The 25,074-nt window shown below is 70.6% G+C and carries 26 protein-coding genes; 10 read left to right on the forward strand and 16 right to left on the reverse strand.

The annotated features are described in order from the left end of the window. Positions 1-14: 14 nt before the first annotated feature. The 10 genes from ACFY5C_RS09405 to ACFY5C_RS09450 form a co-directional block, all read right to left on the reverse strand. Entirely contained in the window at positions 15-1,454 is a 1,440-nt protein-coding gene (locus ACFY5C_RS09405) for an amino acid permease (RefSeq protein ID WP_389442459.1), read from the reverse strand. Then, positions 1,451-2,128: a FadR/GntR family transcriptional regulator gene (locus ACFY5C_RS09410; protein WP_369276077.1), complete on the reverse strand. Its 678-nt coding sequence runs from the start codon at positions 2,126-2,128 to the stop codon at positions 1,451-1,453. Before ACFY5C_RS09410 ends, ACFY5C_RS09405 begins: the two co-directional genes overlap by 4 nt. A 177-nt stretch (positions 2,129-2,305) precedes the next feature. Further along, on the reverse strand, positions 2,306-3,145 hold the full coding sequence (locus ACFY5C_RS09415; protein WP_389442462.1) for an undecaprenyl-diphosphate phosphatase: 840 nt from the start codon (positions 3,143-3,145) through the stop codon (positions 2,306-2,308). 95 nt (positions 3,146-3,240) lie between these two features. Then, complete coding sequence (gene crcB / locus ACFY5C_RS09420) at positions 3,241-3,615, reverse strand: fluoride efflux transporter CrcB (protein ID WP_389442464.1); 375 nt, start codon at positions 3,613-3,615, stop codon at positions 3,241-3,243. Further along, entirely contained in the window at positions 3,612-3,959 is a 348-nt protein-coding gene (locus tag ACFY5C_RS09425) for a DUF190 domain-containing protein (protein WP_389442466.1), read from the reverse strand. The genes crcB (ACFY5C_RS09420) and ACFY5C_RS09425 overlap by 4 nt, the downstream gene beginning before the upstream one ends. After that, complete coding sequence (gene crcB, locus ACFY5C_RS09430; protein WP_389442468.1) at positions 3,956-4,405, reverse strand: fluoride efflux transporter CrcB; 450 nt, start codon at positions 4,403-4,405, stop codon at positions 3,956-3,958. The genes ACFY5C_RS09425 and crcB (ACFY5C_RS09430) overlap by 4 nt, the downstream gene beginning before the upstream one ends. Before the next feature lie 163 nt (positions 4,406-4,568). After that, entirely contained in the window at positions 4,569-5,543 is a 975-nt protein-coding gene (locus tag ACFY5C_RS09435; protein ID WP_389442470.1) for an SMP-30/gluconolactonase/LRE family protein, read from the reverse strand. 71 nt (positions 5,544-5,614) lie between these two features. Further along, positions 5,615-5,902: an ArsR family transcriptional regulator gene (locus tag ACFY5C_RS09440; RefSeq protein WP_389442472.1), complete on the reverse strand. Its 288-nt coding sequence runs from the start codon at positions 5,900-5,902 to the stop codon at positions 5,615-5,617. 222 nt (positions 5,903-6,124) lie between these two features. Continuing rightward, positions 6,125-7,693 (reverse strand): arabinogalactan endo-beta-1,4-galactanase, encoded by a 1,569-nt coding sequence (locus ACFY5C_RS09445; RefSeq protein WP_389442475.1) that lies wholly within the window; start codon positions 7,691-7,693, stop codon positions 6,125-6,127. A 121-nt stretch (positions 7,694-7,814) separates the two neighbouring features. After that, positions 7,815-9,836, reverse strand: a complete 2,022-nt coding sequence (locus ACFY5C_RS09450; RefSeq protein WP_389442478.1) for a beta-galactosidase — start codon at positions 9,834-9,836, stop codon at positions 7,815-7,817. Positions 9,837-10,020: 184 nt separating this feature from the next. On the opposite strand from ACFY5C_RS09450, the gene ACFY5C_RS09455 reads away from it, so the two are divergent. The 6 genes from ACFY5C_RS09455 to ACFY5C_RS09480 all read left to right on the forward strand — a co-directional run bounded on the left by ACFY5C_RS09455 (position 10,021) and on the right by ACFY5C_RS09480 (position 15,247). Continuing rightward, positions 10,021-11,352, forward strand: a complete 1,332-nt coding sequence (locus ACFY5C_RS09455) for an ABC transporter substrate-binding protein (RefSeq protein ID WP_389442480.1) — start codon at positions 10,021-10,023, stop codon at positions 11,350-11,352. Beyond that, positions 11,349-12,272, forward strand: coding sequence for a carbohydrate ABC transporter permease (locus ACFY5C_RS09460; RefSeq protein WP_389442483.1), 924 nt, complete (start codon positions 11,349-11,351; stop codon positions 12,270-12,272). The genes ACFY5C_RS09455 and ACFY5C_RS09460 overlap by 4 nt, the downstream gene beginning before the upstream one ends. Further along, entirely contained in the window at positions 12,269-13,177 is a 909-nt protein-coding gene (locus ACFY5C_RS09465; protein WP_389442485.1) for a carbohydrate ABC transporter permease, read from the forward strand. The genes ACFY5C_RS09460 and ACFY5C_RS09465 overlap by 4 nt, the downstream gene beginning before the upstream one ends. Beyond that, complete coding sequence (locus ACFY5C_RS09470) at positions 13,174-14,205, forward strand: LacI family DNA-binding transcriptional regulator (protein WP_389442487.1); 1,032 nt, start codon at positions 13,174-13,176, stop codon at positions 14,203-14,205. Before ACFY5C_RS09465 ends, ACFY5C_RS09470 begins: the two co-directional genes overlap by 4 nt. 213 nt (positions 14,206-14,418) lie before the next feature. Then, on the forward strand, positions 14,419-14,769 hold the full coding sequence (locus ACFY5C_RS09475) for a VOC family protein (protein ID WP_389442489.1): 351 nt from the start codon (positions 14,419-14,421) through the stop codon (positions 14,767-14,769). Between the two features lie 88 nt (positions 14,770-14,857). Further along, complete coding sequence (locus tag ACFY5C_RS09480) at positions 14,858-15,247, forward strand: MarR family winged helix-turn-helix transcriptional regulator (RefSeq protein WP_389442491.1); 390 nt, start codon at positions 14,858-14,860, stop codon at positions 15,245-15,247. Positions 15,248-15,428: 181 nt separating this feature from the next. On the opposite strand, the gene pqqB is transcribed toward ACFY5C_RS09480, so the two are convergent. The 3 genes from pqqB to ACFY5C_RS09495 form a co-directional block, all read right to left on the reverse strand. Next, positions 15,429-16,280, reverse strand: coding sequence for a pyrroloquinoline quinone biosynthesis protein PqqB (pqqB, locus tag ACFY5C_RS09485; protein WP_389442494.1), 852 nt, complete (start codon positions 16,278-16,280; stop codon positions 15,429-15,431). 232 nt (positions 16,281-16,512) lie between these two features. Beyond that, positions 16,513-16,914: an SseB family protein gene (locus ACFY5C_RS09490; RefSeq protein ID WP_389442497.1), complete on the reverse strand. Its 402-nt coding sequence runs from the start codon at positions 16,912-16,914 to the stop codon at positions 16,513-16,515. Between the two features lie 313 nt (positions 16,915-17,227). Then, positions 17,228-17,965 (reverse strand): Type 1 glutamine amidotransferase-like domain-containing protein, encoded by a 738-nt coding sequence (locus tag ACFY5C_RS09495; protein WP_389442500.1) that lies wholly within the window; start codon positions 17,963-17,965, stop codon positions 17,228-17,230. 225 nt (positions 17,966-18,190) lie between these two features. On the opposite strand from ACFY5C_RS09495, the gene ACFY5C_RS09500 reads away from it, so the two are divergent. Next, a complete protein-coding gene (locus tag ACFY5C_RS09500) occupies positions 18,191-19,537 on the forward strand; it encodes a phosphoribosyltransferase family protein (protein ID WP_389442503.1) in 1,347 nt (448 codons plus the stop codon). Positions 19,538-19,665: 128 nt separating this feature from the next. Next, on the forward strand, positions 19,666-20,679 hold the full coding sequence (locus ACFY5C_RS09505; protein ID WP_389442506.1) for a peptidoglycan-binding protein: 1,014 nt from the start codon (positions 19,666-19,668) through the stop codon (positions 20,677-20,679). A 31-nt stretch (positions 20,680-20,710) separates the two neighbouring features. Here the strand turns inward: ACFY5C_RS09505 and ACFY5C_RS09510 are convergent, their stop codons facing one another. Both ACFY5C_RS09510 and ACFY5C_RS09515 read right to left on the reverse strand, forming a co-directional pair. Beyond that, positions 20,711-21,259 carry a cysteine hydrolase family protein gene (locus ACFY5C_RS09510; RefSeq protein ID WP_389442509.1) on the reverse strand — a complete coding sequence of 183 codons (549 nt, stop codon included), beginning with the start codon at positions 21,257-21,259 and terminating at the stop codon, positions 20,711-20,713. Then, the gene (locus tag ACFY5C_RS09515) at positions 21,256-22,761 is read right to left on the reverse strand and encodes a purine-cytosine permease family protein (protein WP_389442512.1); all 1,506 of its coding nucleotides are present in this window, start codon (positions 22,759-22,761) and stop codon (positions 21,256-21,258) included. The genes ACFY5C_RS09510 and ACFY5C_RS09515 overlap by 4 nt, the downstream gene beginning before the upstream one ends. Before the next feature lie 164 nt (positions 22,762-22,925). Between ACFY5C_RS09515 and ACFY5C_RS09520 the strand changes: the two genes are divergently transcribed. Further along, positions 22,926-23,168 carry a hypothetical protein gene (locus ACFY5C_RS09520; protein ID WP_389442515.1) on the forward strand — a complete coding sequence of 81 codons (243 nt, stop codon included), beginning with the start codon at positions 22,926-22,928 and terminating at the stop codon, positions 23,166-23,168. Between the two features lie 116 nt (positions 23,169-23,284). Here ACFY5C_RS09520 and ACFY5C_RS09525 read toward each other — a convergent pair whose 3' ends face one another. Next, on the reverse strand, positions 23,285-23,980 hold the full coding sequence (locus ACFY5C_RS09525; RefSeq protein WP_389442517.1) for a type 1 glutamine amidotransferase domain-containing protein: 696 nt from the start codon (positions 23,978-23,980) through the stop codon (positions 23,285-23,287). 80 nt (positions 23,981-24,060) lie between these two features. On the opposite strand from ACFY5C_RS09525, the gene ACFY5C_RS09530 reads away from it, so the two are divergent. Then, on the forward strand, positions 24,061-25,023 hold the full coding sequence (locus tag ACFY5C_RS09530) for a LysR family transcriptional regulator (RefSeq protein ID WP_389442519.1): 963 nt from the start codon (positions 24,061-24,063) through the stop codon (positions 25,021-25,023). Positions 25,024-25,074 lie beyond the last annotated feature (51 nt).

Here is a 25,074-nt window from a genome sequence, read left to right on the forward strand (position 1 = left end):
CGACCGACACGGGTTCACGCGTCGGCCTTGGTGGCGGTGCGGGCGACACGGCCGCGGATGGCGTACCAGCCCGCGACCAGCGCCCCGACGATCAGCGGCAGGCACAGCACGGTGGTGCGGCCGGCGCCTCCGTCGGCGTACATGAGGACCAGGACGGAGGCGAGGAACGCCAGCGTCACGAGTTCGGTCCAGGGGGAGCCCGGCAGTCGGTAGCCGGGCCGGTCGAGTTCGCCCCTCTGGGTCTTCTGCCAGAAGAGCAGGTGACAGATCATGATCATGCCCCAGGTGGCGAGGATGCCGATCGCGGCGAAGTTCAGCACGATCTCGAACGCATCGGCCGGGACGACGAAGTTGAGTCCGACGCCGAGGACACAGATACCGCTGGTCAGCAGGATGCCGCCGTACGGGACCTGGCTGCGGCTCATCACCGAGGTGAACTTCGGGGCGGAGCCGGACATGGCCATGGAGCGCAGGATGCGGCCGGTGGAGTACAGGCCGGAGTTGAGCGAGGACATGGCCGCGGTCATCACGACCAGGTTCATGACGCCTCCGGCCGCCGGGATGCCGATGTTGGCCAGCACGGTGACGAACGGGCTCTCGCCCGCCTTGTACGACGACCAGGGCAGCAGCATCGAGAGCAGCAGGACGGAGCCGACGTAGAAGAGGCCCACGCGCCACATGATCGAGTTGATCGCCTTGGGCATGATCTTCTCGGGGTTCTCGGTCTCACCGGCGGCGACGCCGACCAGCTCGACGGAGGCGTAGGCGAAGACGACGCCCTGGACGATCAGCAGCATGGGCAGCAGGCCGTTGGGGAAGAGGCCGCCGTTGTCGGTGATCAGGGACGGGCCGGGGGTGTGGCCGTCCACGGGCTGCTGGGTCACCAGCAGGAAGATGCCGATGCACATGAAGACGACGAGCGCGCCGACCTTGATGATCGCGAACCAGAACTCCAGCTCGCCGAAGATCTTCACCGAGATCAGGTTCACGGTGAGGACGACCGCGAGGGCTATCAGCGCGATCACCCACTGCGGGATGTCGGAGAACATGCCCCAGTAGTGCGTGTACGTCGCCACCGCGGTGATGTCGGCGATGCCGGTGGTCGCCCAGTTCAGGAAGTACATCCAGCCCGCGGTGTACGCGCCTTTCTCACCCATGAACTCCCGGGCGTACGACACGAAGGCGCCGGAGGACGGGCGGTACAGGACGAGTTCGCCGAGGGCGCGCACGACGAGGAAGGCGAAGACGCCGCAGACCGCGTAGGCGATGAACAGGGACGGTCCGGCGTCGGCGAGCCGGCCGCCGGCGCCGAGGAACAGGCCGGTGCCGATGGCTCCGCCGATGGCGATCATGTTGACGTGCCGTGACTTCAGCGACTTGCTGTAGCCGGCGTCTCCGGCGTCGACATGGCCGGAACGTTTCTGCACGCCCTCGTGCAGGGACTGCTCACTCACGCCTCGGGTCCACCTTCCGTGGTGCTGTCCGTGCGCGCGGGGCGCACGATGTCGGTGAGGGTCGTCTCGACGCGGTCGAGGTGATGCGCCATGGCGTCGGTCGCGTCGAGTTCGGAACCGTCGATCAGCGCCTCGACGATGGCCCTGTGCTCGCGGTTGGACTGCTCGCGCCGGCCGCCCAGCTCGTTGAGGAAGGCCGACTGACGCGCCAGTGCGTCGCGGATCTCCTCGATGACCCGGCGGAAGACCGGATTCTGGGCTGCTTCGGCCACGGCCAGGTGGAAGAGGGTGTCCATCGCGACCCACGCGGTGGTGTCCGTCTCCCGCTCCATACGGTCGAGCAGGTGAGCCAGGTGGTCGAGGTTCTCCGGAGTGCGGCGCAGTGCCGCATATCCGGCGACCGGGATCTCGACGTGCCGGCGCACCTCCAGCAGGTCGCTGGCCGCGTAGTCGCCGAAGGTCGGGTCCTCGACCGCGCTGGCGACGACGAAGGTGCCCTTGCCGGTCTTGGAGACGGTCAGGCCCATGGTCTGCAGGGCCCTGAGGGCCTCGCGCAGTACCGGCCGGCTGATCTCCAGGCTGCGGCAGAGCTCCGCCTCGGACGGGAGTTTGTCCCCGATGGCGTACTCGCCCCGCTCGATGGCACTGCGGAGGTGCGCCAAAACCGCTTCCATGGCGCTGACCCGCCTCGGCGGCTGTCCGGCTGTCCGGCTGTCTGACAGGTTCACGGGAGTGATACTCCGGGTGAGGTGTGGGTGGTGTCAAGGGGAGCCGGTGGGTGAGGTTCACCGAGGGTGAACCCGCAAAGCTGATCGCGTTCCGCCCGGCCGGGCGACCGGCAGGCGTCCGTCTCAGCTGCTGATCACACCCGCACCCAAGAGCCCGAAGAGCAGCAGCCCGACCACGATCCGGTAGATCACGAAGGCGTTGAAGGTGTGCTTGGCGACGAACTTCAGCAGCCAGGCGATGGAGGCGTAGGCGACGACGAAGGAGACGGCGGTGCCTACGGCCAGGGGCAGCGCGGCCGTGCCCGTCGTGCCGAGGGCGTCCTTCAGCTCGTAGATGCCGGCGCCGGTCAGGGCCGGGATGCCGAGGAAGAAGGACAGCCGGGTGGCGGCGACCCGGTCCAGGTCGAGCATCAGCGCGGTGGACATCGTGGCGCCGGAGCGCGAGAAGCCGGGGAAGAGCAGGGCGAGGATCTGGGAGCTGCCGACGAGCATCGCGTCCTTGAAGGAGGTGTCGTCCTCCCCTCGCTTGTGCCGGCCCATCCGGTCCGCGGCCCACATCACGCCGCTGCCGACGATCAGGGAGCCGGCGACCACCCACAGGGAGGCGAGCGGCCCCTTGATCAGCGGCTTGGCGACCAGACCCACGACGATGATCGGGATCGTCGCGCAGATCACCCACCAGGCGAACTGGTAGTCGTGGTGGTACCGCTCCTCCTTGTCCCGCAGCCCGCGCAGCCATGCGGAGACGATCCGCACGATGTCCTTGAAGAAGTACACGAGCACGGCGGCGATCGCGCCGACCTGGATGACGGCCGAGAACCCGACGACCGCGTCGTCGTCGACGGGGATGCCCATGAGCCCCTCGACGATCTTCAGATGCCCGGTCGAGGACACGGGCAGGAACTCGGTCACCCCCTCGACGGCTCCGAGGACGACGGCCTGACCGACGCTGATGGCGCTCATAAGATCCAGTTCCGGGGTCGGCGGGACAGCAGTGGCGCGAACTGTCCTACCAGGTGCGGGTGTGGTTCCTGGGCCGACTGCGGCGGTGTCGTCGCCTAGGACCACACCGCCTGGGCGATTTCCACCCCCGCGAACGCCGCTCCGAGACCCGCGATCACACTCCCCACGACGTTGACGACGGCGTAGAGCCCGGCCCCCGTCCCGGTCAGCCGCAGGGTCTCGTACGAGAAGGTCGAGTACGTGGTCAGAGCCCCGCACAGCCCGGTGCCGAGCAGCAGCCGCAGCTGGGAACTCGCGGCTCCCTCGGCCGCCGCGCCGGCGAGCAGGCCGAGGACCAGGCAGCCGCTGACGTTGACGACGAAGGTGCCCCAGGGGAACACCGAGTCGTGCCGGGACTGCACCGCCCGGTCGGTGAGATAGCGCAACGGCGCGCCTACGACGGCGCCCGCGATCACCAGGAGCCAGTTCACGGCGACTTCTTACCTTCCGGGTACCGGATGACCTCGCAGTCGTCGAGGGTGACGAGCCCTTCGGTGACGAGTTCGTCGAGCTGCGGCAGGAAGGCCCGTACGCGCTCCTCGGTGTCGACGATCACGATCGCGACCGGCAGGTCCTCGCTCAAGGACAGCAGCCGTGAGGTGTGGATCAGCGAGGAGGCGCCGAAGCCCTCGACGCCGCGGAAGACGCTGGCACCCGCGAGGCCGGCCGCGTTGGCGCGGTGCACGATCTCCGAGTAGAGGGGCTTGTGGTGCCAGATGTCGTGCTCGCCGACGAATACGGTGAGGCGCAGGGCGCTGCCGGTCAGCCTGGTCATGGCTGCCTCCGTTTCAGGACGCGGCGAGTCGCCGCCGTCGCGAGCCAGACTGCCGTGAGTGCCGCGACCAGGGTGGCGGCGAGGTAGGCCAGTCCGGTGCGGGTGTGGCCGCCGTCGACGAGCTGCTGGATGTCGACGGCGTAGGTGGAGAAGGTGGTGAAGCCGCCGAGCACTCCGGTGCCGACGAAGGGGCGGACGAGGCGGTGGACGGGCCGTACGTCGGTGATGATCACCATGAGCACGCCGATCATGGCGCAGCCGACGACGTTGGTCCAGAAGGTCGCCCAGGGGAAGCCCCCGGACTGGACAGGCCACCACAGGGAGACCGCGTACCGGGCCGTGGCGCCGATGGCTCCGCCGAGTGCCACCACCGTGACGATCGGCGCCTGCGTCCGCCACGCGGGCTGCCGCGGGAGCCGGAGGCTCTCGGTGTCCGGGGCTGTCATGGTCGTACGTCTCCTACTCGCCGGGGCCCGGGCAGCCGGGCGCGATCGCAAGTAGGGACCGTTGGCGGCAGGTGCGCCGCGGTTCGGGTTCGGCGGGCCCCACCGCCGCGCCGCGACGATGATCGCGGCCGCTGAACAGCCTAACCCCCCACGCGCCGGCGGGTCACTTCGGCTCGGGCGCCTCGTAGAGCGCCACGCCCCGCTCCCACAGGCTCCCGAGGACCAGGTGACCGCCGGTCTCGCAGACGCTGGTGACCATGCGGAAGCCGGAGTGGCGGCGGGCCAGGTGGTGGACGACCCGACCGGTGTCGTCGACGGCGAGCACGCCGATCGTGCCCGTGGGACGGAAGGGGGCGCGCACGGCGGCACGGGCTGCGGTGCGGCGTACGGCGGGGGCGGCGCGGTGCAGGAGGTCCAGCGGGGGCACGCGCGGGCCGGCCAGCGCCACCCAGATCGGGCCGTCGGGTGTGCCGCGCCAGAGGTTGTCCGGCATGCCCGGCAGGTTCTCGGCGAAGGGCTCGCTGTGTCCGGCGCGGGGTCCGGTGAGCCAGTAGCGGGTGAGGCGGCAGTCACTGGTCTCGGCGACGACCAGGAAGGAACCGTCGGCGCTCGCGGCGAGGCCGTTGGCGAACTGGAGCCCGTCCAGGAGGACTTCGGGACTGTCGCTGCCCGGGGCGAGGCGCAGCAGGCGGCCCGTGGCGGTGTGTTCGACGACGTCGCCGATCCAGTGCTCCAGGGGGTGGCGGCGGCTGCTGACGGTGAAACAGACACTGCCGTCGGGCAGGGCGACGGCATTGCTGCAGAACCGCAGCCGCTCCCCCGCCACCGAGTCGGCGAGGACGCGTACGGTGCCGTCGCCGAGGTCCACGCGGAGCAGTCCGCGTTCCGCGTCGCACACCAACAGGGCGTCGTCCGGGAGGAGTTCGAGGCCCAGTGGCCGCCCGCCGGTCTCGGCGAGCACCTCGACACGGACCTCGGTACGGGACTCGGCCGCGTCCGCCAAGCCGTCGAGGCGCAGGATACGGCCGTCCTCGACACCGGTCAGGACACGCCCGCGGGCGTCCGCGACGACGTCCTCCGGGCCTCGGCCGCCGATCGCGACGTAGCGCTGCGGGACGAGCGCCTCCGGACGTTGCATGTGCCTCTTCCCTTCGCCGCCCTGGTGTGCCAGGGCCCGTCGGCTCCCGGCTCCGCGTCTGGGTTCTGCGCCTACCAGCCCTTCTCGAACATGCGCGCGACCTCGGCGATCCGCATGTCGTCGCGGCGGTAGTACACGCGCCGCCGGATCCGCTTGGTGCGCAGCATGCCGAGGTCCGCGAGCAGGCCGAGGTGGATCTCGGCGACCTTGCGCGGCACGCCCAGCTTCGCAGCCACCGCGTCCGCGGTGACGCCGTCCTCGACGGGATCGCCAAGTCGCCGCTTCGGGAAGTGCGCGACCGGATCCTTCAGCCATTCCAGGATGTCCAGGCGCGTTGCGCTGACGGGAGTTCTCAGCATCTCGTCCCCCCTCCGTCGGGCCGCGTCGTACCGCGTCTTCCCACTGTCCCGCAGTCGAAGCCGTCGTGTCCGGGACTCTTGGACCGTTGTCCGGTACCGAACGGCCGTACGACATAGGGACGTTCGACACAGGGCCGATGTTCTGCGTCCCGGAGGCGGTGGGGCCCGGCCGCTCGGGCGCGGCCGGGCCCCTTGATCACACAATCAACGAACTCGACGAACTCACCGGTGGCTGAACCACGCCATCGAGGAGAGGGCCGCGTCGTCGTAGCCGAACAGGGCCTGGTTCTCCCAGCCGTTGCCGGATGAGGCGTCGGTCGGGTCCCAGCCGTTGCCGGTGACGGCGCTCCAGGTCGCCTCCCAGTAGAAGACGCCGAGTCCGCGGCCGTTCGGGACGGCCTCCACGATGCTCGTCACGTCGTTCATCCAGCGGCGCTGCCCGGCCGTGTTCGCCGGGTAGCCGGAGACCAGTTCGTCGGCGGTGTTGATGATCTCCTCGTGCGCGTCCTTGCTGTCCAGCCGGAACGGGTACGCCGTCTCGGCGACGAAGACCGGCTTGCCGTAGCGGGCGGCCGCGTCGTCCAGGGTCGTCTGGAAGTCGTGGAGCGAGCCGTGCCAGTAGCCGTAGTAGGACAGACCGATCGCGTCGAACTTCACGCCGTTCGCGACCGCGCTGTCGAACCACCAGCGGGTGCCGGACAGGTCGCCGCCCTTGGCGAGGTGCAGCGCGACGGTGGTGGCCGAGTTGACGGCCTTGACCGCGTCATAGCCGGAGTTGAGCAGACCGGCGAGCTGCGACCAGTTGTCCGTGGAACCCTCGGACCACAGCATGCCGCCGTTGATCTCGTTGCCCACCTGGACCATGTCGGCGGTGGTGCCCTGGGCCTTCAACGCGTTCAGCACGTCGTACGTGTGGTTGTACACGTCGGTCCTGAGCCGGCTGTACGAGTGACCGGCCCAGGCGGCCGGCTTGCTCTGGGCGCCCGGGTCGGCCCAGGTGTCCGAGTAGTGGAAGTCGACGAGCAGCTTCATGCCGGAGGCCTTGACGCGCTTGGCCATGGCCAGCACGCGCGTCTTGTTGTTGTAGCCGTCGGCCGGGTTGACCCAGACCTTCAGACGTGCGTAGTTCATGCCGGCGTTCTTCAGAATGGTGATCGCGTCGCCGGTCGTGCCGGAACCGGTCCGGTAGACGCCGCCCTTGGCCTCGCTCTTGGCCAGGGAGGAGATGTCGGCGCCGTGGATCGACGTGCCGCCCGTGCCGGACGCGAACGTCAGGTCGTCGACATTGATCCAGTTCCCCGCGTTCGCGTCACTGTTGATGCTGATCGTGCACTGGTTGCCGGTCACAGTGACCGGCACGACGATACGGATCCAGCCGCTCGCCGAGACCGGAAGGTCGGTGCGCTGCTCGGCGCCGCCGCAGTTCTTCAGCGCTATGTACGCCGAGTTCTGGCCACCGCCGGAGCGAACCCAGGCGGAGAGCCGGTAGTTCCCGTTGGTCAGCCCGGACAGGTACTGGTACGTCTCGACCTTGTAGGCGGAGGACGCCCAGTGGGTCAGTCGGTAACTCCCGCCGTGGCCCCCGGCCTCGGTGAAGGAGGCCGCGCTCTGGCCGGCCGCCGAGTACGTGGACCAGCCGGCCGGGGTCGCGGTGCCGGTGCCGTCTGACTCGAAGCCTGCGTTGGTGAGCGTGCTCGCCGCCGAGGCGGTCTGCGCGGGCAGGGCGGTGAGGGCGAGTCCGGCGGCGAGCGGCAGCAGCAGGGCCCGGAGGGTGCGTCTGGGATGGAACATCGTCGTCCGTCGTCCCTTCGACGTAGGGGGATGGGGATCCCTCACCGCCGCGCTGGGGAAACCGCGGTGAGGAGCCCCTCCGCCCGCGGCTCGTGGCACGCGCGGGCGGAGGGGAGTCGGCTCAGCCGTCGAGTCGTACGACCCGCACGGCTCCCGCGGGGACCTCGAGGCGGCCCGCGGCGCGTTCGCCGGTCAGCAGCTCGGTGCCGGGCGCCTCCAGCGGCACCTTGGCGTCCGAGGTGGTGTGGTTGATCGCGAACAGGTAGCTGCCCGACTCGCCGGTACGGCGCACGACCTCGACGTCACGGGGCAGGTCGACACGCGGGGCGACCTGCGCGTCCTCCATCGCCCAGCCCAGCAGCGCGTCGAGGCCCTCGGCGCCCAGGCGCGTGGAGACGTACCAGGCGGTGCCCTCGCCGAAGCGGTGCCTGGTGACGGCGGGGTGCCCCGCCGTCAGGCCGTCGGCGTACGTCCAGACGGTCTCGGCGCCGCGCGGGACGACGAACTCGCTCCATACATCGCCGCTGAGCTCGGAGCCGTCCGGGCCGGTGATGCGCACCAACTGGTCCTGGAGCAGCGGCGAGAACTCCTCGACGGTCAGGCCGAGGACGTCACGCAGCGGCCCGGGGTAGGCGCCCTCGTGCACGGCGTCATGCTCGTCGACGATGCCGGAGAAGTACGACACGACGAGGGTGCCGCCGTTCTCGACGTACTCCGTGAGGTTGCTCCCGGCCGCCTCGGTCAGCAGGTACGAGGCCGGTACGACGACAAGGGGATACCTCGACAAGTCGGCTTCGGGGTGGGCGAAGTCGACCGTGAGGTGGCGGTCGTAGAGCGCCTCGTAGAAGGCGTCGGCGCGCTCGCGGGCGTCGTGCTCCTCGCTGGGGCGCCAGTCGAGGTTCTGCGCCCACCAGGAGTGCCAGTCCCAGAGCATCGCCACGTCGGCCTGCGTGCGGGTGCCGCGCACGGCGCCCAACGAGTCGAGAGCGGCGCCGAGTTCGACGACCTCACGCCATACGCGTGTGCCGGTGCCGCCGTGCGGGACCATCGCCGAGTGGAACTTCTCGGCGCCCCGCCGGGACTGCCGCCACTGGAAGAACATGGCGCCCTCGGAGCCGCGCGCCACGTGGGCGAGGGAGTTGCGGGCCATCTGGCCGGGGGCCTTGGCGGGGTTGCGGGGCTGCCAGTTGACGCCCGAGGTGGAGTGCTCCAGGAGGATCCAGGGGGCTCCCCCGGCGACCGAGCGGGTCAGGTCGGCGGCCATGGCGAGGTTGACGTGGGTGCGGCGGCCGTCGGTGATCAGGTAGTGGTCGTTGGTTACGATGTCGACCTCGCGGCCCCAGGCCCAGTAGTCGACGGAGTCGCACTGGCTCAGGGCCGTCATGAAGTTGGTCGTGACCGGGACGCCCGGCGCGAGACGGTGCAGGATGTCCCGTTCCATACGGAAGTTCTCGCGCATGGTGGCGTCGGCGAACCGCTTGTAGTCCAGCGCCTGGGCCGGGTTGACGGTCGTCGGCGTCAGGCGCGGCGGGTTGATCTCCTCCAGGTCCGCGTACCGCTGCCCCCAGAAGGCCGTGCCCCAGGCCTCGTTGACGGACTCGACCGTGCCGTACGTCGACTCCAGCCAGCGCCGGAAGTGTGCCGCGCAGGAGTCGCAGTAACAGGCCGAGACGGGGACGCCGTACTCGTTGTGCACGTGCCACATCGCCAGCGCCGGGTGGTCGCCGTAGCGTTCGGCGAGCCGGGTGGTGATGCTCGCGGCGGCCGCCCGGTAGTCGGCGTTGCTGTGGCAGACGGCCCCACGCGAGCCGAACTCGTGGCGCACGCCCTCCGCCGTCACGGGCAGGGCCTCGGGGTGGGCCCGGTAGAACCACACCGGCGGGCAGACGGTGGGGGTGCCCAGGTCGACCCGGATGCCGTTCTCGTGCAGTAGGTCAAGCAGGCGGTCCAGCCAGCCGAATTCGTACGCCCCCGGTGACGGCTCCAGCAGGGCCCAGGAGAAGATCCCGACGCTCACCATCGTGACGCCGGCCTCCCGCATCAGCCGGACGTCCTCCTGCCAGACGCTCTGCGGCCACTGCTCGGGGTTGTAGTCCCCACCGAAGGCGAGCCTCGTGAGGCCCCTGGGGGTGGTCTCCGGCATGGAATGTCTCCCGATTAATCGATCAGTTGGGAACGTGCACACACATCCTCGGCGATGCGAGCCCAACATAACCGCACAGCAACAACCATTGACAAGTGTCCGGGATGTTTCTCTACTGTGAACGCTCACAGAAGCATGGCAGGTCTTCGCAGCAGGCGGAGACCCCAGGTCAGGGGAGAGATCCATGCCCATCACGAAGCGCCGGCGGCTCTTCGTCAGAAGCGCCGCCACGTCCGTCGCCGTCGTCCTCGGCGCCACCGCCCTCGCCGCGTGCGGCTCGTCCGGGAGCGACAGCGAAACCGAGTCCGGTCCCGTCTCACTGACGTACTGGACCTGGACGCCCGGCATGGACAAGGTCGTCGACCTGTGGAACAAGGGGCAGGGCAAGAAGGACCGGATCACGGTCAAGGTGAAGAAGCAGGCGTCCGGCGACACGCTGGTCACCAAGATCCTCACCGCCCACAAGGCGGGTAAGGCGCCCGACCTCGTCCAGGCCGAGTACCAGGCGCTGCCGACGCTGGTCAGCAATGACGCGGTCGCCGACATAGCGAGCGAGGTCGGCGACGCGAAGGGCAAGTTCGCCGAGGGGGTCTGGCAGCAGACGACGCTGGGCACGGACGCGGTGTACGCGGTGCCGCAGGACATCGGGCCGATGATGTTCTACTACCGCGAGGACCTCTTCAAGCAGTACGGCCTGAAGGTCCCGGCCACCTGGGACGAGTTCGCCGAGACCGCACGCGCGCTGAAGAGGAAGGCCCCGGACAAGGACCTGACCACCTTCTCGGCCAGTGACTCCGGCCTCTTCGCTGGACTGGCCCAGCAGGCCGGCGCCAAGTGGTGGACGACCTCCGGCGACAAGTGGAAGGTCGGCATCGACGACGCGGCCTCCCAGAAGGTCGCCAAGTTCTGGGGCGACCTCGTGAAGGAGGGCGCCGTCGACAACCAGCCGATGTACACGCCGGCCTGGAACAAGGCACTCAACACGGGCAAGCAGATCGCCTGGGTCAGCGCGGTGTGGGCCCCGGGCACCCTGACCACGGCCGCGCCCGACACCAAGGGCAAGTGGGCCATGGCCCCGCTCCCCCAGTGGTCCGACTCGGACAACGTCACGGGCAGCTGGGGCGGTTCCTCCACCGCCGTCACCACGGACTCCGAGCACAAGGCGGCTGCCGCGAAGTTCGCCGCCTGGCTGAACACCAACGGCGACGCTCTCAACGCCCTCGCCAAGGAGAGCGGCATCTATCCGGCCTCCACCTCGGCCCAGCTCAGCGGCGCGTTCACCACGCCGCCGGACTACTTCTCCAACCAGCCCGACTTCTACACGAAGGCCGCCGAGATCGCCGAGAGCACGGCGCCGTCCGCGTGGGGCCCGAACGTGAACGTCGCGTACACCACCTTCAAGGACGCCTTCGGCTCCGCCGCCAAGAACAAGTCGGACTTCGCCGCCGCCCTGAAGTCCATGCAGGACGACACGGTCGCCGACCTCGAGAAGCAGGGCTTCGAGGTCGCCGAGTGACCAGCACAAGCCGGAAGGCGTACGGGGTGAAGGGGGCCCCGTACGCCTTCCTCCTTCCCGCGACGAGCCTCTTCCTGCTCTTCTTCGCCCTGCCCATCGGCTACGCGATCTGGCTCAGCTTCCGAAAGGTGCAGGTCTCCGGACTCGGGCTCGGCTCCGGCGCCCGCAAGGAGGTCTGGGCCGGCCTGGAGAACTACACCGACGCCCTCACCGACAGCGAGTTGCTGACCGGGGCACTGCGCGTGCTCGGTTACGGCTGCATCGTGGTGCCCGTGATGCTGGGTCTCGCCCTGCTGTTCGCGCTGATGCTGGACTCCGAGAAGGTGCGGCTCGCGCCCTTCACCCGGCTCGCGATCTTCCTGCCGTACGCGATCCCTGGCGTGGTGGCCGCGCTGCTGTGGGGCTTTCTGTACCTGCCGGACGTCAGCCCCTTCTACTACGTGCTGGAGAAGCTGGGCATGCCGCAGCCGGACCTGCTCGACGGCGGTCCGCTGTACCTCGCTCTGTCGAACATCGCGGTGTGGGGTGGCACCGGCTTCAACATGATCGTCATCTACACCTCGCTGCGGGCCATCCCGGCCGAGGTGTACGAGGCAGCCAAGCTGGACGGTGCCACGCCGCTGCAGATCGCGCTGCGGATCAAGATCCCGATGGTGGCGCCCTCGCTGGTGCTGACCTTCTTCTTCTCGATCATCGCCACGCTCCAGGTGTTCAACGAGCCGACCACCCTCAAGCCGCTCACCAACTCCGTGTCCACGACATGGAGTCCGCTGATGAAGGTGTACCAGGACGCCTTCGGCAAGGGCGACATCCACGCGGCGGCCGCCCAGGCCACGATCATCGCCCTGGCCACGCTGCTGCTCTCCTTCGGCTTCCTGCGGGCCGCGAACCGTCGTAACAAGCAGGAGGCAGCACGATGAGTTCTCTTGCTGTGAGCAAGACCGGCCCGGCTGCCGGCACCGCCCCCGGCACCGTCCGGAATCGCCCGCCGCTGCGCCGCCGGATCGCACTGATCCCAACGGTCACGCTGCTGCTCGGCGCGGTGTACTGCCTGCTGCCGGTCGCCTGGGTGGTGATCGCGGCGACGAAGTCCGGCAGCGAGCTGTTCTCCACGTTCACCTTCCTGCCGGGCACGGGCTTCGCCGACAACTTCGCGGACCTGAGCGCCTATCGCGACGGCGTGTACTGGCAGTGGATGGGCAACTCCGCCCTGTACGCCGGTCTCGGCGCCCTGCTGTCGACGCTGGTCTCGGCGTTCAGCGGCTACGCGCTCGCCATCTACCGCTTCCCCGGCCGCGAGACGATCTTCAACGTGCTGCTGGCGGGCGTGCTGATGCCGCCGGTCATCCTCGCCATCCCGCAGTACCTGCTGCTGGCGAAGGCCGACCTCACGGACTCGTACCTGTCCGTGCTGCTGCCGCAGATCCTCTCGCCGTACGGCGTCTACCTCTCGCGGATCTACGCGGCCGCCGCCGTCCCCGCCGACGTGGTCGAGGCCGGACGGATGGACGGGGCGAGCGAGTGGCGGATCTTCACGCGGGTCGCGCTGCCGATGATGGTGCCGGGCATGGTGACCGTGTTCCTGTTCCAGTTCGTGGCGATCTGGAACAACTTCCTGCTGCCGTACATCATGCTCAGCGACGACGAGAAGTTCCCGATCACGCTCGGTCTGTACACGCTCCTCGAGCAGGGCGCCAACACCCCGGCGCTGTACACGTTGGTGGTCACCGGCGCGTTCCTCGCGGTGTTCCCGCTGGTCGCGCTCTTCCTGGTCATCCAGCGGTTCTGGAGCCTGGATCTGCTCTCCGGGGCCGTAAAGTCATGACCATGAGCAACACGGGGGGCCGACGCAAGCCGCCGACGATCCACGACGTGGCGCGCGAGGCCGGAGTCTCACGGGGCACGGTCTCGCGCGTGCTCAACGGCGGGCACTACGTCAGCCCGACCGCGCAGGAGGCGGTCAACGCGGCGATCCGCAAGACGGGTTACGTCGTCAACCGGCACGCGCGCTCACTGATCACGGGACGTTCGGACTCGATCGGCTTCCTGCTGACCGAGCCGCAGGAGAGGTTCTTCGAGGACCCCAACTTCAACGTCCTGCTGAGCGGTTGCACGCAGGCGCTGGCCGCGCACGACATTCCGTTGCTGCTGATGCTGGCCGGCACGAAGGACGAACGGCGGCGCATCACGCGGTACATCACGGCGGGGCACGTGGACGGGGTGCTGCTGGTGTCCAGCCACTCCGGTGACCGGGTGGCCGAGGAACTGCGCGAGGCGGGTGTGCCGCTCGTCCAGTGCGGCAAGCCCATGGGGCCCGGCTCCAAGGTGAGTTACGTGGCGGCGGACGACCGGGACGGCGCCCGTGACATGGTGCGCCACCTGCTGTCCGTGGGCCGTCGCCGGGTCGGGGTGGTGAGCGGTCCGCTGGACACGCCGGGCGGTGTCGATCGCCTCGCCGGCTACAAGGAGGTGCTCACGGAGGCGGGCGTCGAGATCGACGAGCGGCTCATCGCCTCCGGCGACTACAGCCGTGCCAGCGGCGACGCCGGCACCGAGCGGCTGCTGGCGCAGGCCCCGGACATGGACGCCTTGTTCGTGGCGTCCGACCTGATGGCACAGGGCGCCCTGGCCGCGCTCCACCGGGCCGGCCGCCGGGTGCCCGAGGACGTGGCCGTCGGCGGCTTCGACGACTCCGCCGCCGCGACGGAGGCCATCCCTGCCCTCACGACGATCCGGCAGCCCTACGACCGCATCAGCGCCGAGATGGTGCGGCTGCTGCTCGCGCAGATCGGCGGCGAGGACCCGGCTGCGGTGATCCTGCCGACGGAGCTGGTGAAGCGGGACTCGACGTAGGCGCGTGGCGGGCCGTGAGGGCGCGCCGCACGGCGTTCCGGCCGTCGGCGCGCCCCCTCTGTGACCGGTCCGGAATGAATGGGAATGAATGGGAGGGGAGGGAGGGGATGGCACGGGACCCGGTCAGGAATGAAGAAGCCGCCCGCCAGTCCCCCGGCCTAGCGTGAAACCACCGACGAGAACCGTCGGGACATTTCACGTCAGGAGGACGTCATGACCGCCGGAGTCAACACGATCATCTACCCCGTCAAGGACCTGGACCGGGCGAAGGCCCTGTTCAAGGCCCTGCTGGGCACGGATCCCTATGCGGACGAGCCGTACTACGTCGGCTTCAAGGACGCCGGACACGACGTCGGCCTCGACCCCAACGGACACGCGAAGGGCATGACCGGTCCGGTCCCCTACTGGCACGTCGACGACATCAGGACGGCCCTCGCCGCCCTGCTGGAGGCGGGCGCCGAAACGCTGCAGGACGTCCACGACGTCGGCGGCGGCCGGCTGATCGCCTCCGTGAAGGACGCGGACGGCAATCTCGTCGGGCTCCTTCAGGACGCGACCGGCTGAGACCGTCCCCGAAGCTCGCCTTCGATTCCGTGCGCGCGCACTAGTTGCATAGACAACAAATGGCCGGATCGGTGCTACCGTGCCTGGTATGGCAGTCAAGACGGCCGACGCCGGGCTCGAGGAACGGTGGCGGGACATCCTCTCCGTACACGCGCGCACGATGTGCGAGATCGACCGTGTACTGCACCCGCACGGCCTGGGCGCGAGCGACTTCGAGGTGCTCGACATCCTCGCGTCGGCGGCACCCAAGGAGGGCGAGCAGTGCCGGGTGCAGAACCTGGTCGGCCGGGTTCATCTCAGCCAGAGCGCACTGTCCCGGCTCATAGGGCGGCTGGAGAAGGACGGCCTGGTGGAGCGGTCCGTCTGCGCGGAGGACCGGCGCGGCGTGTACGTCACCCTCACCCGCAAGGGGCGTGATCTGCACGCCGAGGTGCTGCCGCTGCAGCGGGACGTGCTGGCGCGGATGCTGAGCGGCTGAGGCCGGAGTCGGACGACGGACTGCCGGCCTGGGCGTCGGGCCTCGGGTGACGGGCCTCGGGCCTCGGGCCTCGGGCCTCGGGCCTCGGACAGCCGACCTGGGCGTTCGGGCCTCGGACGACGGACTGCCGACCTGGGCGTTCGGGCCTCGGGCGTCGGACTGTCGACCTGGGCGTCGGGCGTCAGATCACGAACTCGGTGCCGTCCGGAAGTACTTCCACGCCCGCCTCGGACACCTGCGCACGAGCCGCCGAGGCGGGATCGAGCAAGGGATTCGTGTCGGTCAGGTGGGTGTAGATCCGGCGGGCATGCGGGTGCCGGGTCAGGGCGGCAAGGCTGCCGCCCCGTCCGGAGACCGGAAGTCGGCGCCTGGCCTGCGGGGTCTCATCCGCCGCGAAGTGCGTGCCGTCCATGACGACGCAGTCCGCCCCCTCGATCAGGTCGTCCAGCATCGGACTCCAGGTGCGCACGCGGGGCGCATACACGAGTACGCAGCCGGTCGCCAGGTCCTCGATGCGGTAGGCCGTCACCCAGCGGTCGTCCGACGCACGGGCCGGTACGTATGCCGGCGGGTCACCCGCGACGGGGTGGGCCGTGACGACCAGGCCGCCGGCCAGCACGAACCCGCCCTCCGTCAGGCTGTCCGCCCACTCCCACGGGTCATGACGGTCGAGGGCCGCTCGCGCCGGCGCCAGGGCGGCGAGAACCGGCGGGGCGGCGTATGTCTTCAGCCCGGGCACATCGCGCAGCACGGCCAGGCCAGCCACGTGATTGGCTTCGGCGTCGGTCAGCAGCACTCCCCGTACGGGAGTGTGCCGCGGGCTGGGCCACAGGGCGCAGGCCGCGGTGAGCTGGGCACGGATGTCGGGCGAGGTGTTCAGCAGCCACCAGTCGCGGGAGTTTCCGGTGACTGCGGCGCATTCCGGGCCGCGGGCGGGCAGCTTGCCGTCGCGGGCGGCGGCGCATCGCGCGCAGGCACAGTTCCAGCGTGGGAACCCGTCTCCGGCGGCAGTACCGAGCAGTACGAACCTCAAGACGCCCCCCACCCTTTTCGCGTCGGCCCTCCCGGTGGGATCTTCCCTCTCCGTGTGGCCGAAGCACCCTGTGGCGGGGAGCAGTTCCGGCCGACCTTCACCGGCCGTGCGGGGCACCGGCGGTGCGGGGCTGCTCGGCAGGCGTCAGGGGCGGCTGGGGTGACACAGCGCGAAGGGGACCAGCGGCTGGGGTGCCACTCGTCCCCCTCACATCTTCAGTCCGTCGTCGGCGCTAGGGCCGCGCCAGCAGAGTCCGCACGCCCTCCGACGTCAGGGTCAGCGGGTGTGAGGAGCCGGCGTCTATGGTCAGGGCCAGATCCTCGGACGGCCACTGCGAGGCGAGTGCGCCCAGCGGTACCAGGCGGTAGCGGGAGACGAACGGCAGCAGCTCGGCCATCGCGGGCTCGGAGGTGAAGACGGGGACGACCGGCTCGCCGTCCGACCGCTCGATGACCGGCAGCGCCACGGCGCCGGGGTCGATGGCGTCCTGCTCATTGGCGTCGTCGGGGACGGGGACCAGGACGTCGCTGCTCGCGAGCGTGTCCATCGCCGTCTGGTCCTCGCTGTTCCCGGCCAGCGCGTCCAGCGCACGCCGGGCCGGTGTGGCGGTGTTGTCGTTCGCTGGTGTCTCCATGGCAGATCCCCTGGTAGCGGCGGTAGTGCGGGCCGCCCGGGCCGTGATCGACCCTGGTGCGGCCCTGCTCGCGTACCCGATCCGGACCGGAGCATTCCTATTGCCGTCCAGGGGATATGAATGCTGGTCGGAGGGCCCTTCACCGGGGAACACCCGGCGGCGGGATCAGGGATCAGGGGATCAGCGGAATGTGGTCGGACGGCTGTCCCAGGCGGTCGCAGCCGACGCGGCGGGCGAAGGGCTCGGCCATGCTGGGGCCCACGTGGGTCCAGTGCGTGGCCGCGTCCCGGAAGTTCGGTCATGGCAGCATGCCTCACGCGTCCGGAGTCCGGGACAGACGACGACAGGGCAGAGCCCGCTCCTGGACGACGCCGCCACCGCCGTCGTCCGCCTGCACCCGGTACACGTGTGCACCCGGCGCGCGCGTCACCGCCTCCGTAAGGCTGCCGTCCGTGAAGAGAATCCCGGTCCCGTCGGCCAGAGCCCACCCGGCGGGCAGCGCTCCGCCGCCCACCGCCGACCGGTAGGAGGACCGGCGTCCCGGTTCGCTGTCGTAGTGCGGGCAGACCGAGCCCGGCAGCAGCCCCAAGCCGTCCGGCAGGGAGGTCAGCGGGCCGAAGGAGTCGGTGTGGGAGGCCTCGGCCCAGCAGTTGGCGCCTGCGCTGATGCCGCACAGCAGGGTGCCGCGGTCGTAGGCCTCGCGCAGAAGCCGGTCCACTCCGTGTACGCGCCATACGGCGAGCAGGTTCGCGGTGTTTCCGCCACCAACGTAGACGACGTCCTGGGCAAGCAGGTGGGCGCGCAGGGCCTCGTCGTCGACGGTCCGTCGGAACAGTGGCAGGACGCAGGGAGTGCAGGAGGGGTGGGTGCGGAACGCGGTCAGGAATCTTTCCGCATACGCCGGCGCGTCCCCGCTCGCGGTGGGCAGAAAACAGACCTTGGGCCGGGGTGTGCGCGCGTGTCCGAGGAGCCAGTCGTCGATCAGGCCGTCGTCCTCGGTGGAGAAGCCGCCTCCGAGGAGGGCCAGGCGGCGGGGCGGAACGTGGGGCACCGGCGTGCCTCCTCGGGGCCGGGAAGTGTTCGGGAACGATCCCGCGGTCCGGGCGGCGGGCGCAATCGAAATTTGCCCTGCTCGCGCCGCGGGCGACTGTCGGTAGGCCTTCGTTCGTGGGCCTTCGGCGCATGGACGGGCAGGCCGGCCTCCACGGCGGGCGGACAGTCGTAGCCTGAAGGGGTAAGGACAGGCTCCCGCCCTCGTGGGCGCGGGAGGCGGCGTATGCGGTACGACGATCGCAGGGCGGCCGGGCGGCTGCTGGCCGAGGCGCTGGAGGAGTGGCGCGGTCAGGACGTGGTGGTGCTGGGGCTGCCACGAGGCGGGATGCCCGTGGCGGCCGAAGTGGCCCGGCATCTCGGTGCCCCGCTGGATGTGCTGGTGGTGCGCAAGCTGGGCGTGCCCCGGCAGCCCGAGTGGGGGTTCGGCGCGATCGGCGAGCACGGTGTGCGCGTCCTCAACCAGGACGTGATCAGCGAGGCCGGCCTGGACGCCGCCGAGCAGGACGCCGTGGAGCGAACGGAGCGGGCCGAGCTGGAGCGCCGTGTGCGCGAGTACCGGCAGGGCCGGGCCGCGCTGCCGGTCGCCGGGCGTGTCGCGGTCGTGGTGGACGACGGGCTCGCCACCGGCGCCACGGCCGAGGCGGCGTGTCGGGTCGTACGCGGCCAGGGCGCGGCCCGGGTCGTGCTCGCCGTGCCCGTCGGGCCCACTCACAGCGTCGCCCGACTGCGGCGGGCCGCGGACGAGGTGGTGTGCCCGCAGCCGCTGCGGGCCCTCGGCTCGGTCGGCGCCTGGTACCGGAACTTCGCCCAGACCTCGGACGCCGAGGTCACGTACCTGCTCGCCGAGGCCGCCCGCTCCACGCCCCGTTCGCCCGCCGGGCAGTCCCCCGAGGGGGAACCCTCGTCGCGGCCGAACCGGGACGTACTGATCCCGGCCGCCGGGGCTCGGCTGGGCGCCCACCTGGTCTTGCCGGACGGGGCGCCCGCGGCGGTGGCGTTCGCACACGGCAGCGGCAGCGGCCGGCACAGCCCGCGCAACCGCTACGTCGCCTCCGCCCTCAACCGCGCGGGTCTGGCCACGCTGCTGCTCGACCTGCTCAGCGACGACGAGGCCCACGACCGGCACAACGTCTTCGACATCTTCCTGCTCGCCCGCCGTCTGCACGCCGCGTCCCTGTGGCTGCGCGGTGAAACCGGCCTGCCCGTCGCCTACTTCGGGGCCAGTACCGGAGCCGCCGCGGCGCTGGAGGCCGCCGCGCTGTCCGGGTCCGGCATCCGCTCCGTCGTCTCCCGTGGCGGCCGCCCCGACCTGGCCACCCCGGCGGCGCTGACCCGGCTGCGGGCGCCGACGCTGCTCATCGTCGGCAGCCGCGACACCCAGGTGCTCAGCCTCAACCGCCTGGCCGCCGACCGGATGCACTGCGAGCACCGGATCGCCGTCGTCCCCGGCGCCACGCACCTCTTCGAGGAACACGGCACCCTCACCAGCGTCGCCGAACTGGCCCGCGACTGGTTCACCGCCCACCTCGACCGGCCCACCGCCGGGACGTCGCCGCGCCGGTCGCGGTAGCGGCAACGGCCCTCGCACGGCTCGATCCGGTCCGTCCGGAGGCCCCGGTTCCACTCACCCCCGGAGCGATGGAGATTATGTGCAGGACATATGCCTGGACCCAGGATCCGCGCCGAGAGGGACCTCACGTGAGCGAACCGAACGACCCCGTCTGCCCGGAGTGCGGTACACCCCGGGCCTCGGACGGAACACCGGCCTGCTCCTGCGCCCGCCGTGCCTCGGACGCCCGCCGCGACGCGCGCACGGCTGAGGCGGCGGCAGCGGAGGACTTCGCTCCGCTGCGGATACGACCCTTCGTGGAGCTCGGTGACGATGCCGGGGCGACGGACCGGACGACGGACCGGACGACAGCGGACGAAGTACCCCAGGGAACAAAGGACTTGGAGACATCACGGGCCTTGGCGACACAAAGGGGCGCGGGGGGCGCGGACGACACCCCCACGTCCCCCCTCCCCGTCCCGGCCTCCGCCCCCACCTCCCCCTCCGCCCCCGCCTCCGCAGACGCAGAACCCGTCGAGACCCCCACCCCCAACTCGCAAGCCCCGCAAGGCCCCCCACGCAAGCGCCGCCCCCTTCTGATCGCCGGAGCGGGCGCCACCGTGGTCGTCCTGGTGACCGGTGCCGTCCTGGGCGGGCTCCACCTCTACGACAGCCCCTCCCGGGCCAGGGCCACGTCCGACGACGTACGGCCGCCCGTCCCGGACAACTCCACCGAGGACGGCACGTCCCCTGAGGGCCAGTCCGCCGCCACGGCCACCGCATCGTCGGCTTCGAGCCCGACGTCCTCGCCCGTAACGCCCCCGGCCGACAGCTCGGCAACCCCGGCCAACTCCTCCGCCACCCCCTCCGCGGCCCCCTCCGGCACGGGCGCCGGCACCAGCGCCGCTGCCCCCGAACCCACCGCCGCGGAGGGGCGGCCCCCGGTCCTCCGCCTCGGCGACCAGGGTCCGGAAGTCACCGAACTCCAGCTGCGCCTGCGGCAGATCGGCCTCTACGCCGGGGACACCGACGGCGACTACGATCGCGGGGTGGAAGGCTCGGTCCGCACCTACCAGCTCACGCGCGTCATCCTCAGCGACGGGTCCGGCGTCTACGGTCAGGCGACCCGTGCCGCACTGGAATCCGAGACCTCGGAGCCGTGACCACCCGAGGCGGCCGGACATTGCGGGTGACTCAGGTCGTCTCCTGCAGCAGTTCGGCGACCGTCGTCACCCGGATCAACGGCCGGTACAGGTCCAGTACGTGCAACGCCTTGGCATGCGAGTCCTCGTCCGCCCCCGCGCAGGCGTCGGCGACGACCAGCACCTCGACGCCCGCGTCGGCGGCGGCCACGGCGGTCGACAGGACGCAGCAGTCGGTGCTGACACCGGCCAGGACGAGGCGTCCCTGAGGGGTGGCGCGCCGGGCGAGTTCCGGGGTCCACTTCCCGAAGGTGGCGGCGTCGAGCACGTACCGTGCGCCGGACGCGAACTCGTCCGCCAGCTGCCAGAGCTGAGCGTCAGCCGGTTGCAGGGCGAAGGGCCACCGCTCGTAGTACGCCCGCCAGGCGCCCGTCGGGCGCTCGGGTGCCACGAACCGGGTGAACGTGACCCGGTCCCCGAACGCCGGCAGAAGTCGGCGTACGCCCGCCGCCGCCTCGGCGAATCGCGGTGTGGCCCAGGGGCTGTCGGGGTCGGCGAAGACACGCTGCATGTCGATGACGGTGAGCAACCCGGTGGTCATACGGTCGTCGCCCCCTCGTCCGCCGTAGGGGTCGGCGCCTGGGCCTCCTGTGCGCGGACGCGCCCACGACGCAGCACCAGGGTGCCGAGGAAGCCCGCGGCGAGGGCCGCGAGGACGCCGAGGTTGGCGTAGGCCCAGGAGCCGGTTCTGCCGCCAAGACCCAGTGGGGCGAGCAGATAGCCCTGCCAGTCCAGCCAGTTCGCCGTCGAGTTGGTGACCAGCCCCCATCCGAGGGCGGTGGCCGTGAGGGTCAGGAGCAGCGGGGTGAGCGGTACGTCGCCGTAGCGGCCGGTCGGGCGGTAGAGGTCGGGCTCGTCGTAGTCGCGGCGGCGCAGGGTCAGATCGGCGAGCATGATCCCGCACCAGGCGGCGATGGGGACGCCGAGCGTGGTGAGGAAGCCCATGAACGGGCCGAGGAAGTCGTCGGCGAAGAACACGATGTAAATCGAGCCCACGATCATCAGCACGCCGTCGACCAGCGCGGCCACGTAGCGCGGCACGCGCAGGCCCGCCGAGAGCAGGGCGAGACCGGACGAGTAGATGTCGAGGACCGCACCGCCGACCAGACCGAGGACCGCGACGACCGCGAACGGGACCAGGAACCAGGTCGGCAGGATCGTCGTCAGCGCCCCGATCGGGTCGGCGGCGACCGCGGCGCCGAGCTTGCTGGACGAGCCGGCCAGCAGGAGGCCGAGGACGAGCAGGAGCAGCGGCGCCAGCGAGCCGCCGAAGGCGGTCCAGCCGATCACGCCCCGGCTCGACGCGCTGCGTGGCAGATAGCGGGAGTAGTCGGCGGCCGCGTTGACCCAGCCGAGGCCGAAGCCGGTCATCATGAAGACGAGTGCGCCGATGAACTCCTGGGCGGAGCCCGTGGGTACGGCGCTGACGACGGACCAGTGGATCTCGTCGGCGACGAGGACGACGTAGACGACGGTGAGCACGCCGGTGACGGCGGTGATCACGGTCTGCAGCCGCATGATCAGGTCGAAGCCCATGACCCCCACGACCACGGTCAACGCAGCGACCAGGACGAGTGCGACCACCTTGGTCCCGGTGCCGCCGCCCCAGCCGAGCCGTCCGAAGACGGTGGCGGTGGCCATGGTGGCGAGGGCGCAGAGCACGGTCTCCCAGCCGACGGTGAGGACCCAGGAGATGACCGACGGCAGGCGGTTGCCGCGCACCCCGTAGGCGGCGCGACCGAGGACCATCGTCGGCGCGGATCCGCGTTTCCCGGCCACGGCCACGAACCCGCACAGCAGGAACGAGAAGACGATGCCGACGATTCCGGCGGCCAGCGCCTGCCAGAAGGAGATTCCGAAGCCGAGCGCGAAAGCGCCGTAACTCAGGCCCAGGATGGACACGTTGGCCCCGAACCAGGGCCAGAACAGGGTGCGTGGCGTGCCCTTGCGCTCGGCGTCGGCGATCACGTCGAGGCCGTGCGTCTCCAGTTGGAGCTTCCCGCTCGCGGGTCGCCCGTCGAGTGGGTCCGGGGGTGTGATCATTCCGGCATCGTCGCACCGCTCTTCCCGCCGCGGAACACCGTCTGCCGGAGTCCGTCGCGCTGGTTGCCATGCGACAGTCACTCATCCGAGTGGCTCTTGGTGTACCCCGTGCGCTCCGAGGGTGATGTTCCTGTGACAACAGCACCCACTGCACAGGAGTACGAATGCGTATTCGCACCGCACTTGCTGCCACGGCCCTCGGAACCCTGGTCGTCTTCGGCGGCGCTGCCGCTGCCCACGCCGATGTCGACGACCAGAGCAGCTTCGGCGTCGGAAGCCAGGAGAACCAGGGCTGGCAGGAGCCCACGTTCAACGACCAGAGTGGCTCCGCCTTCGGCGCCGGGGGCAGCCAGGCCACGGAAGAGGGCTCCGGCTTCGGAGACGCCGAAGGCTCGTTCCTGCAGTAGCCAGAAATGGCCGACGAGGACGTCTCGTACGCGCGTCGCGCACGAGGCGTCCTCGGCCATTGCAGCCACTCGGGCCCGCCACAGCACTTGGCGCGCGGGCGGGGCGGCGAGCTGATTCAGCCCAGCTTCTTGAGCAGTTCGACGGCGAGCGGGGCGGCTGAGGACGGGTTCTGGCCGGTGACCAGGTTGCGGTCGACGACCACGTGCGGGGCCCACGGCTCGCCCACCTGGACCTGCACACCCGCCTCGGTGAGCCGGTCCTGCAGCAGCCACTTGGCCTTGTCGGCGAAGCCGGACTGCGCCTCCTCGGCATTGGTGAACGCAGCCACCCGGTATCCGGCGAAGGTGTTGGTGCCGTCGGCCCTGGTGGCGGCGAGCAGTGCGGCCGGGGCGTGGCAGACGACGCCCAGCGGTTTGCCACTCTCCAGCGCGAGGGTCAGCAGCCTGCCGGACTCGGCGTTGACGGACAGGTCCTCCATCGGGCCGTGGCCGCCGGGGTAGAACACGGCGGCGTAGTCGTCGAGGTTCACGTCCTCCAGCCGGACCGGCTGCCGCAGCTCCGTCATCGCGGCGAGTACGGCGGCGACCCGGTCGGCGTTCTCCTGACCGTCGTTGAACTCGGGCGCGAGGCTGCCCTTGTCGACGGCCGGGACGACTCCGCCCGGCGTGGCCACGACGACCTCGTGCCCGGCGGCCGTGAACGCCTCGTACGGGGCGACGGCCTCCTCGGCCCAGAAGCCGGTGGGGTGCTTGGTGCCGTCGGCCAGCGTCCAGTGGTGGGCGCCGGTCATCACGAACAGGATCTTCGACATGGGGGCTCTTTCGGGAGACGGTAGGTCGATGCCTCGACGGTACGCAGCTCGTGCCATTGGAATCCAATAGGCTTACACATATGAGACATAGGGATTCCGATGAGAGGGAGGAGAGAGCCCAGCTCAGCGGTGTGGCGCCGGTTGACCTCAACCTGTTGCGCACGTTCCTGGCCGTGTACCGCACGGGTTCCTTCACTGCCGCCGCCCGGGTGCTTGGCCTGTCCCAGCCGACCGTCACCACACAGATCCGCGCGCTGGAGCGGCAGCTGGGCAAGGAGTTGTTCCAGCGTCTGGCGCGCGGCGTCGCCCCCGCTCCCCACGCGGACGAGCTCGCGTCCCGGATCGTCGAGCCGCTGGACGCCCTCGCGGGCGTCACCGGGCAGGGCGGCTCAGCCGACGATGTCCAGCCTGCGGAGCCGGTGCATCTCGCCGGTCCGGCCGAGCTGCTGACCCTCTGCGTCATGCCGGCCCTCGCGCCGCTGGTCGACAGGAACGTACGGTTGCGGGTCACCCCCGGCCTGACGGAGCCGCTCCTGGAGGAGTTGCGGGCCGGCCACCACGACCTGGTCCTCTCGACGTACCGGCCGCGTGGCCGCGCCCTGGCCTCGGTGCCGCTGATGGACGAGGAGTTCGTACTGGTCTCGGCCCCCTCCTGGGCGGAGCGCATCGGCGGGCCGACACCGATCGCGACAGCCGGGCCCGCCGCGCTGCACGGTGTGCCGCTGGTCGCCTACGCCGAGGACGTACCGATCGTGCGTCGCTACTGGCGTCATGTCTTCGGCAGACGTCTGGCGCGCCAGCCGGCGGTCACCATGCCCGACCTGAACGGGGTCAAGGCCGCGGTGGCGGGCGGGGCCGGGTTCAGCGTGCTCCCGCGTTACCTGTGTGCCGCCGAGCTGGCGTCGGGCGCGCTGGTCCTGCTGCACGACCCGGACGATCCGCCGATCAACACCGGTTTCCTCGTCCAGCGTCCGGGCTCGTCCGGCAGTCCCCATGTCGCGCTGGTCCGCGACCACCTGCTGGAAGGCGCGCGGGACTGGTGACCGGCGATGCCGGGGCTCGCCGCGCGCGCCCCGGACGGGCATCCGTGAGCA

Origin of the sequence: Streptomyces sp. NPDC012935, from assembly GCF_042900345.1 — a bacterium.
Taxonomy (GTDB): Bacteria; Actinomycetota; Actinomycetes; order Streptomycetales; family Streptomycetaceae; genus Streptomyces.

Bases quoted from the DNA above. Each gene is read 5' to 3' on its own strand.
- ACFY5C_RS09490 (WP_389442497.1), bottom strand. From the start codon at position 16,914: ATGGAGACACCAGCGAACGACAACACCGCCACACCGGCCCGGCGTGCG.
- ACFY5C_RS09455 (WP_389442480.1), top strand. From the start codon at position 10,021: ATGCCCATCACGAAGCGCCGGCGGCTCTTCGTCAGAAGCGCCGCCACG.
- ACFY5C_RS09440 (WP_389442472.1), bottom strand. From the start codon at position 5,902: ATGCTGAGAACTCCCGTCAGCGCAACGCGCCTGGACATCCTGGAATGG.
- ACFY5C_RS09435 (WP_389442470.1), bottom strand. From the start codon at position 5,543: ATGCAACGTCCGGAGGCGCTCGTCCCGCAGCGCTACGTCGCGATCGGC.
- ACFY5C_RS09475 (WP_389442489.1), top strand. From the start codon at position 14,419: ATGACCGCCGGAGTCAACACGATCATCTACCCCGTCAAGGACCTGGAC.
- ACFY5C_RS09520 (WP_389442515.1), top strand. From the start codon at position 22,926: ATGCGTATTCGCACCGCACTTGCTGCCACGGCCCTCGGAACCCTGGTC.
- ACFY5C_RS09410 (WP_369276077.1), bottom strand. From the start codon at position 2,128: ATGGAAGCGGTTTTGGCGCACCTCCGCAGTGCCATCGAGCGGGGCGAG.
- ACFY5C_RS09445 (WP_389442475.1), bottom strand. From the start codon at position 7,693: ATGTTCCATCCCAGACGCACCCTCCGGGCCCTGCTGCTGCCGCTCGCC.
- ACFY5C_RS09470 (WP_389442487.1), top strand. From the start codon at position 13,174: ATGACCATGAGCAACACGGGGGGCCGACGCAAGCCGCCGACGATCCAC.
- ACFY5C_RS09480 (WP_389442491.1), top strand. From the start codon at position 14,858: ATGGCAGTCAAGACGGCCGACGCCGGGCTCGAGGAACGGTGGCGGGAC.
- ACFY5C_RS09525 (WP_389442517.1), bottom strand. From the start codon at position 23,980: ATGTCGAAGATCCTGTTCGTGATGACCGGCGCCCACCACTGGACGCTG.
- ACFY5C_RS09465 (WP_389442485.1), top strand. From the start codon at position 12,269: ATGAGTTCTCTTGCTGTGAGCAAGACCGGCCCGGCTGCCGGCACCGCC.
- ACFY5C_RS09530 (WP_389442519.1), top strand. From the start codon at position 24,061: ATGAGACATAGGGATTCCGATGAGAGGGAGGAGAGAGCCCAGCTCAGC.
- ACFY5C_RS09425 (WP_389442466.1), bottom strand. From the start codon at position 3,959: ATGACCAGGCTGACCGGCAGCGCCCTGCGCCTCACCGTATTCGTCGGC.
- ACFY5C_RS09450 (WP_389442478.1), bottom strand. From the start codon at position 9,836: ATGCCGGAGACCACCCCCAGGGGCCTCACGAGGCTCGCCTTCGGTGGG.
- ACFY5C_RS09515 (WP_389442512.1), bottom strand. From the start codon at position 22,761: ATGATCACACCCCCGGACCCACTCGACGGGCGACCCGCGAGCGGGAAG.
- ACFY5C_RS09510 (WP_389442509.1), bottom strand. From the start codon at position 21,259: ATGACCACCGGGTTGCTCACCGTCATCGACATGCAGCGTGTCTTCGCC.
- ACFY5C_RS09415 (WP_389442462.1), bottom strand. From the start codon at position 3,145: ATGAGCGCCATCAGCGTCGGTCAGGCCGTCGTCCTCGGAGCCGTCGAG.
- ACFY5C_RS09500 (WP_389442503.1), top strand. From the start codon at position 18,191: ATGCGGTACGACGATCGCAGGGCGGCCGGGCGGCTGCTGGCCGAGGCG.
- crcB (WP_389442468.1), bottom strand. From the start codon at position 4,405: ATGACAGCCCCGGACACCGAGAGCCTCCGGCTCCCGCGGCAGCCCGCG.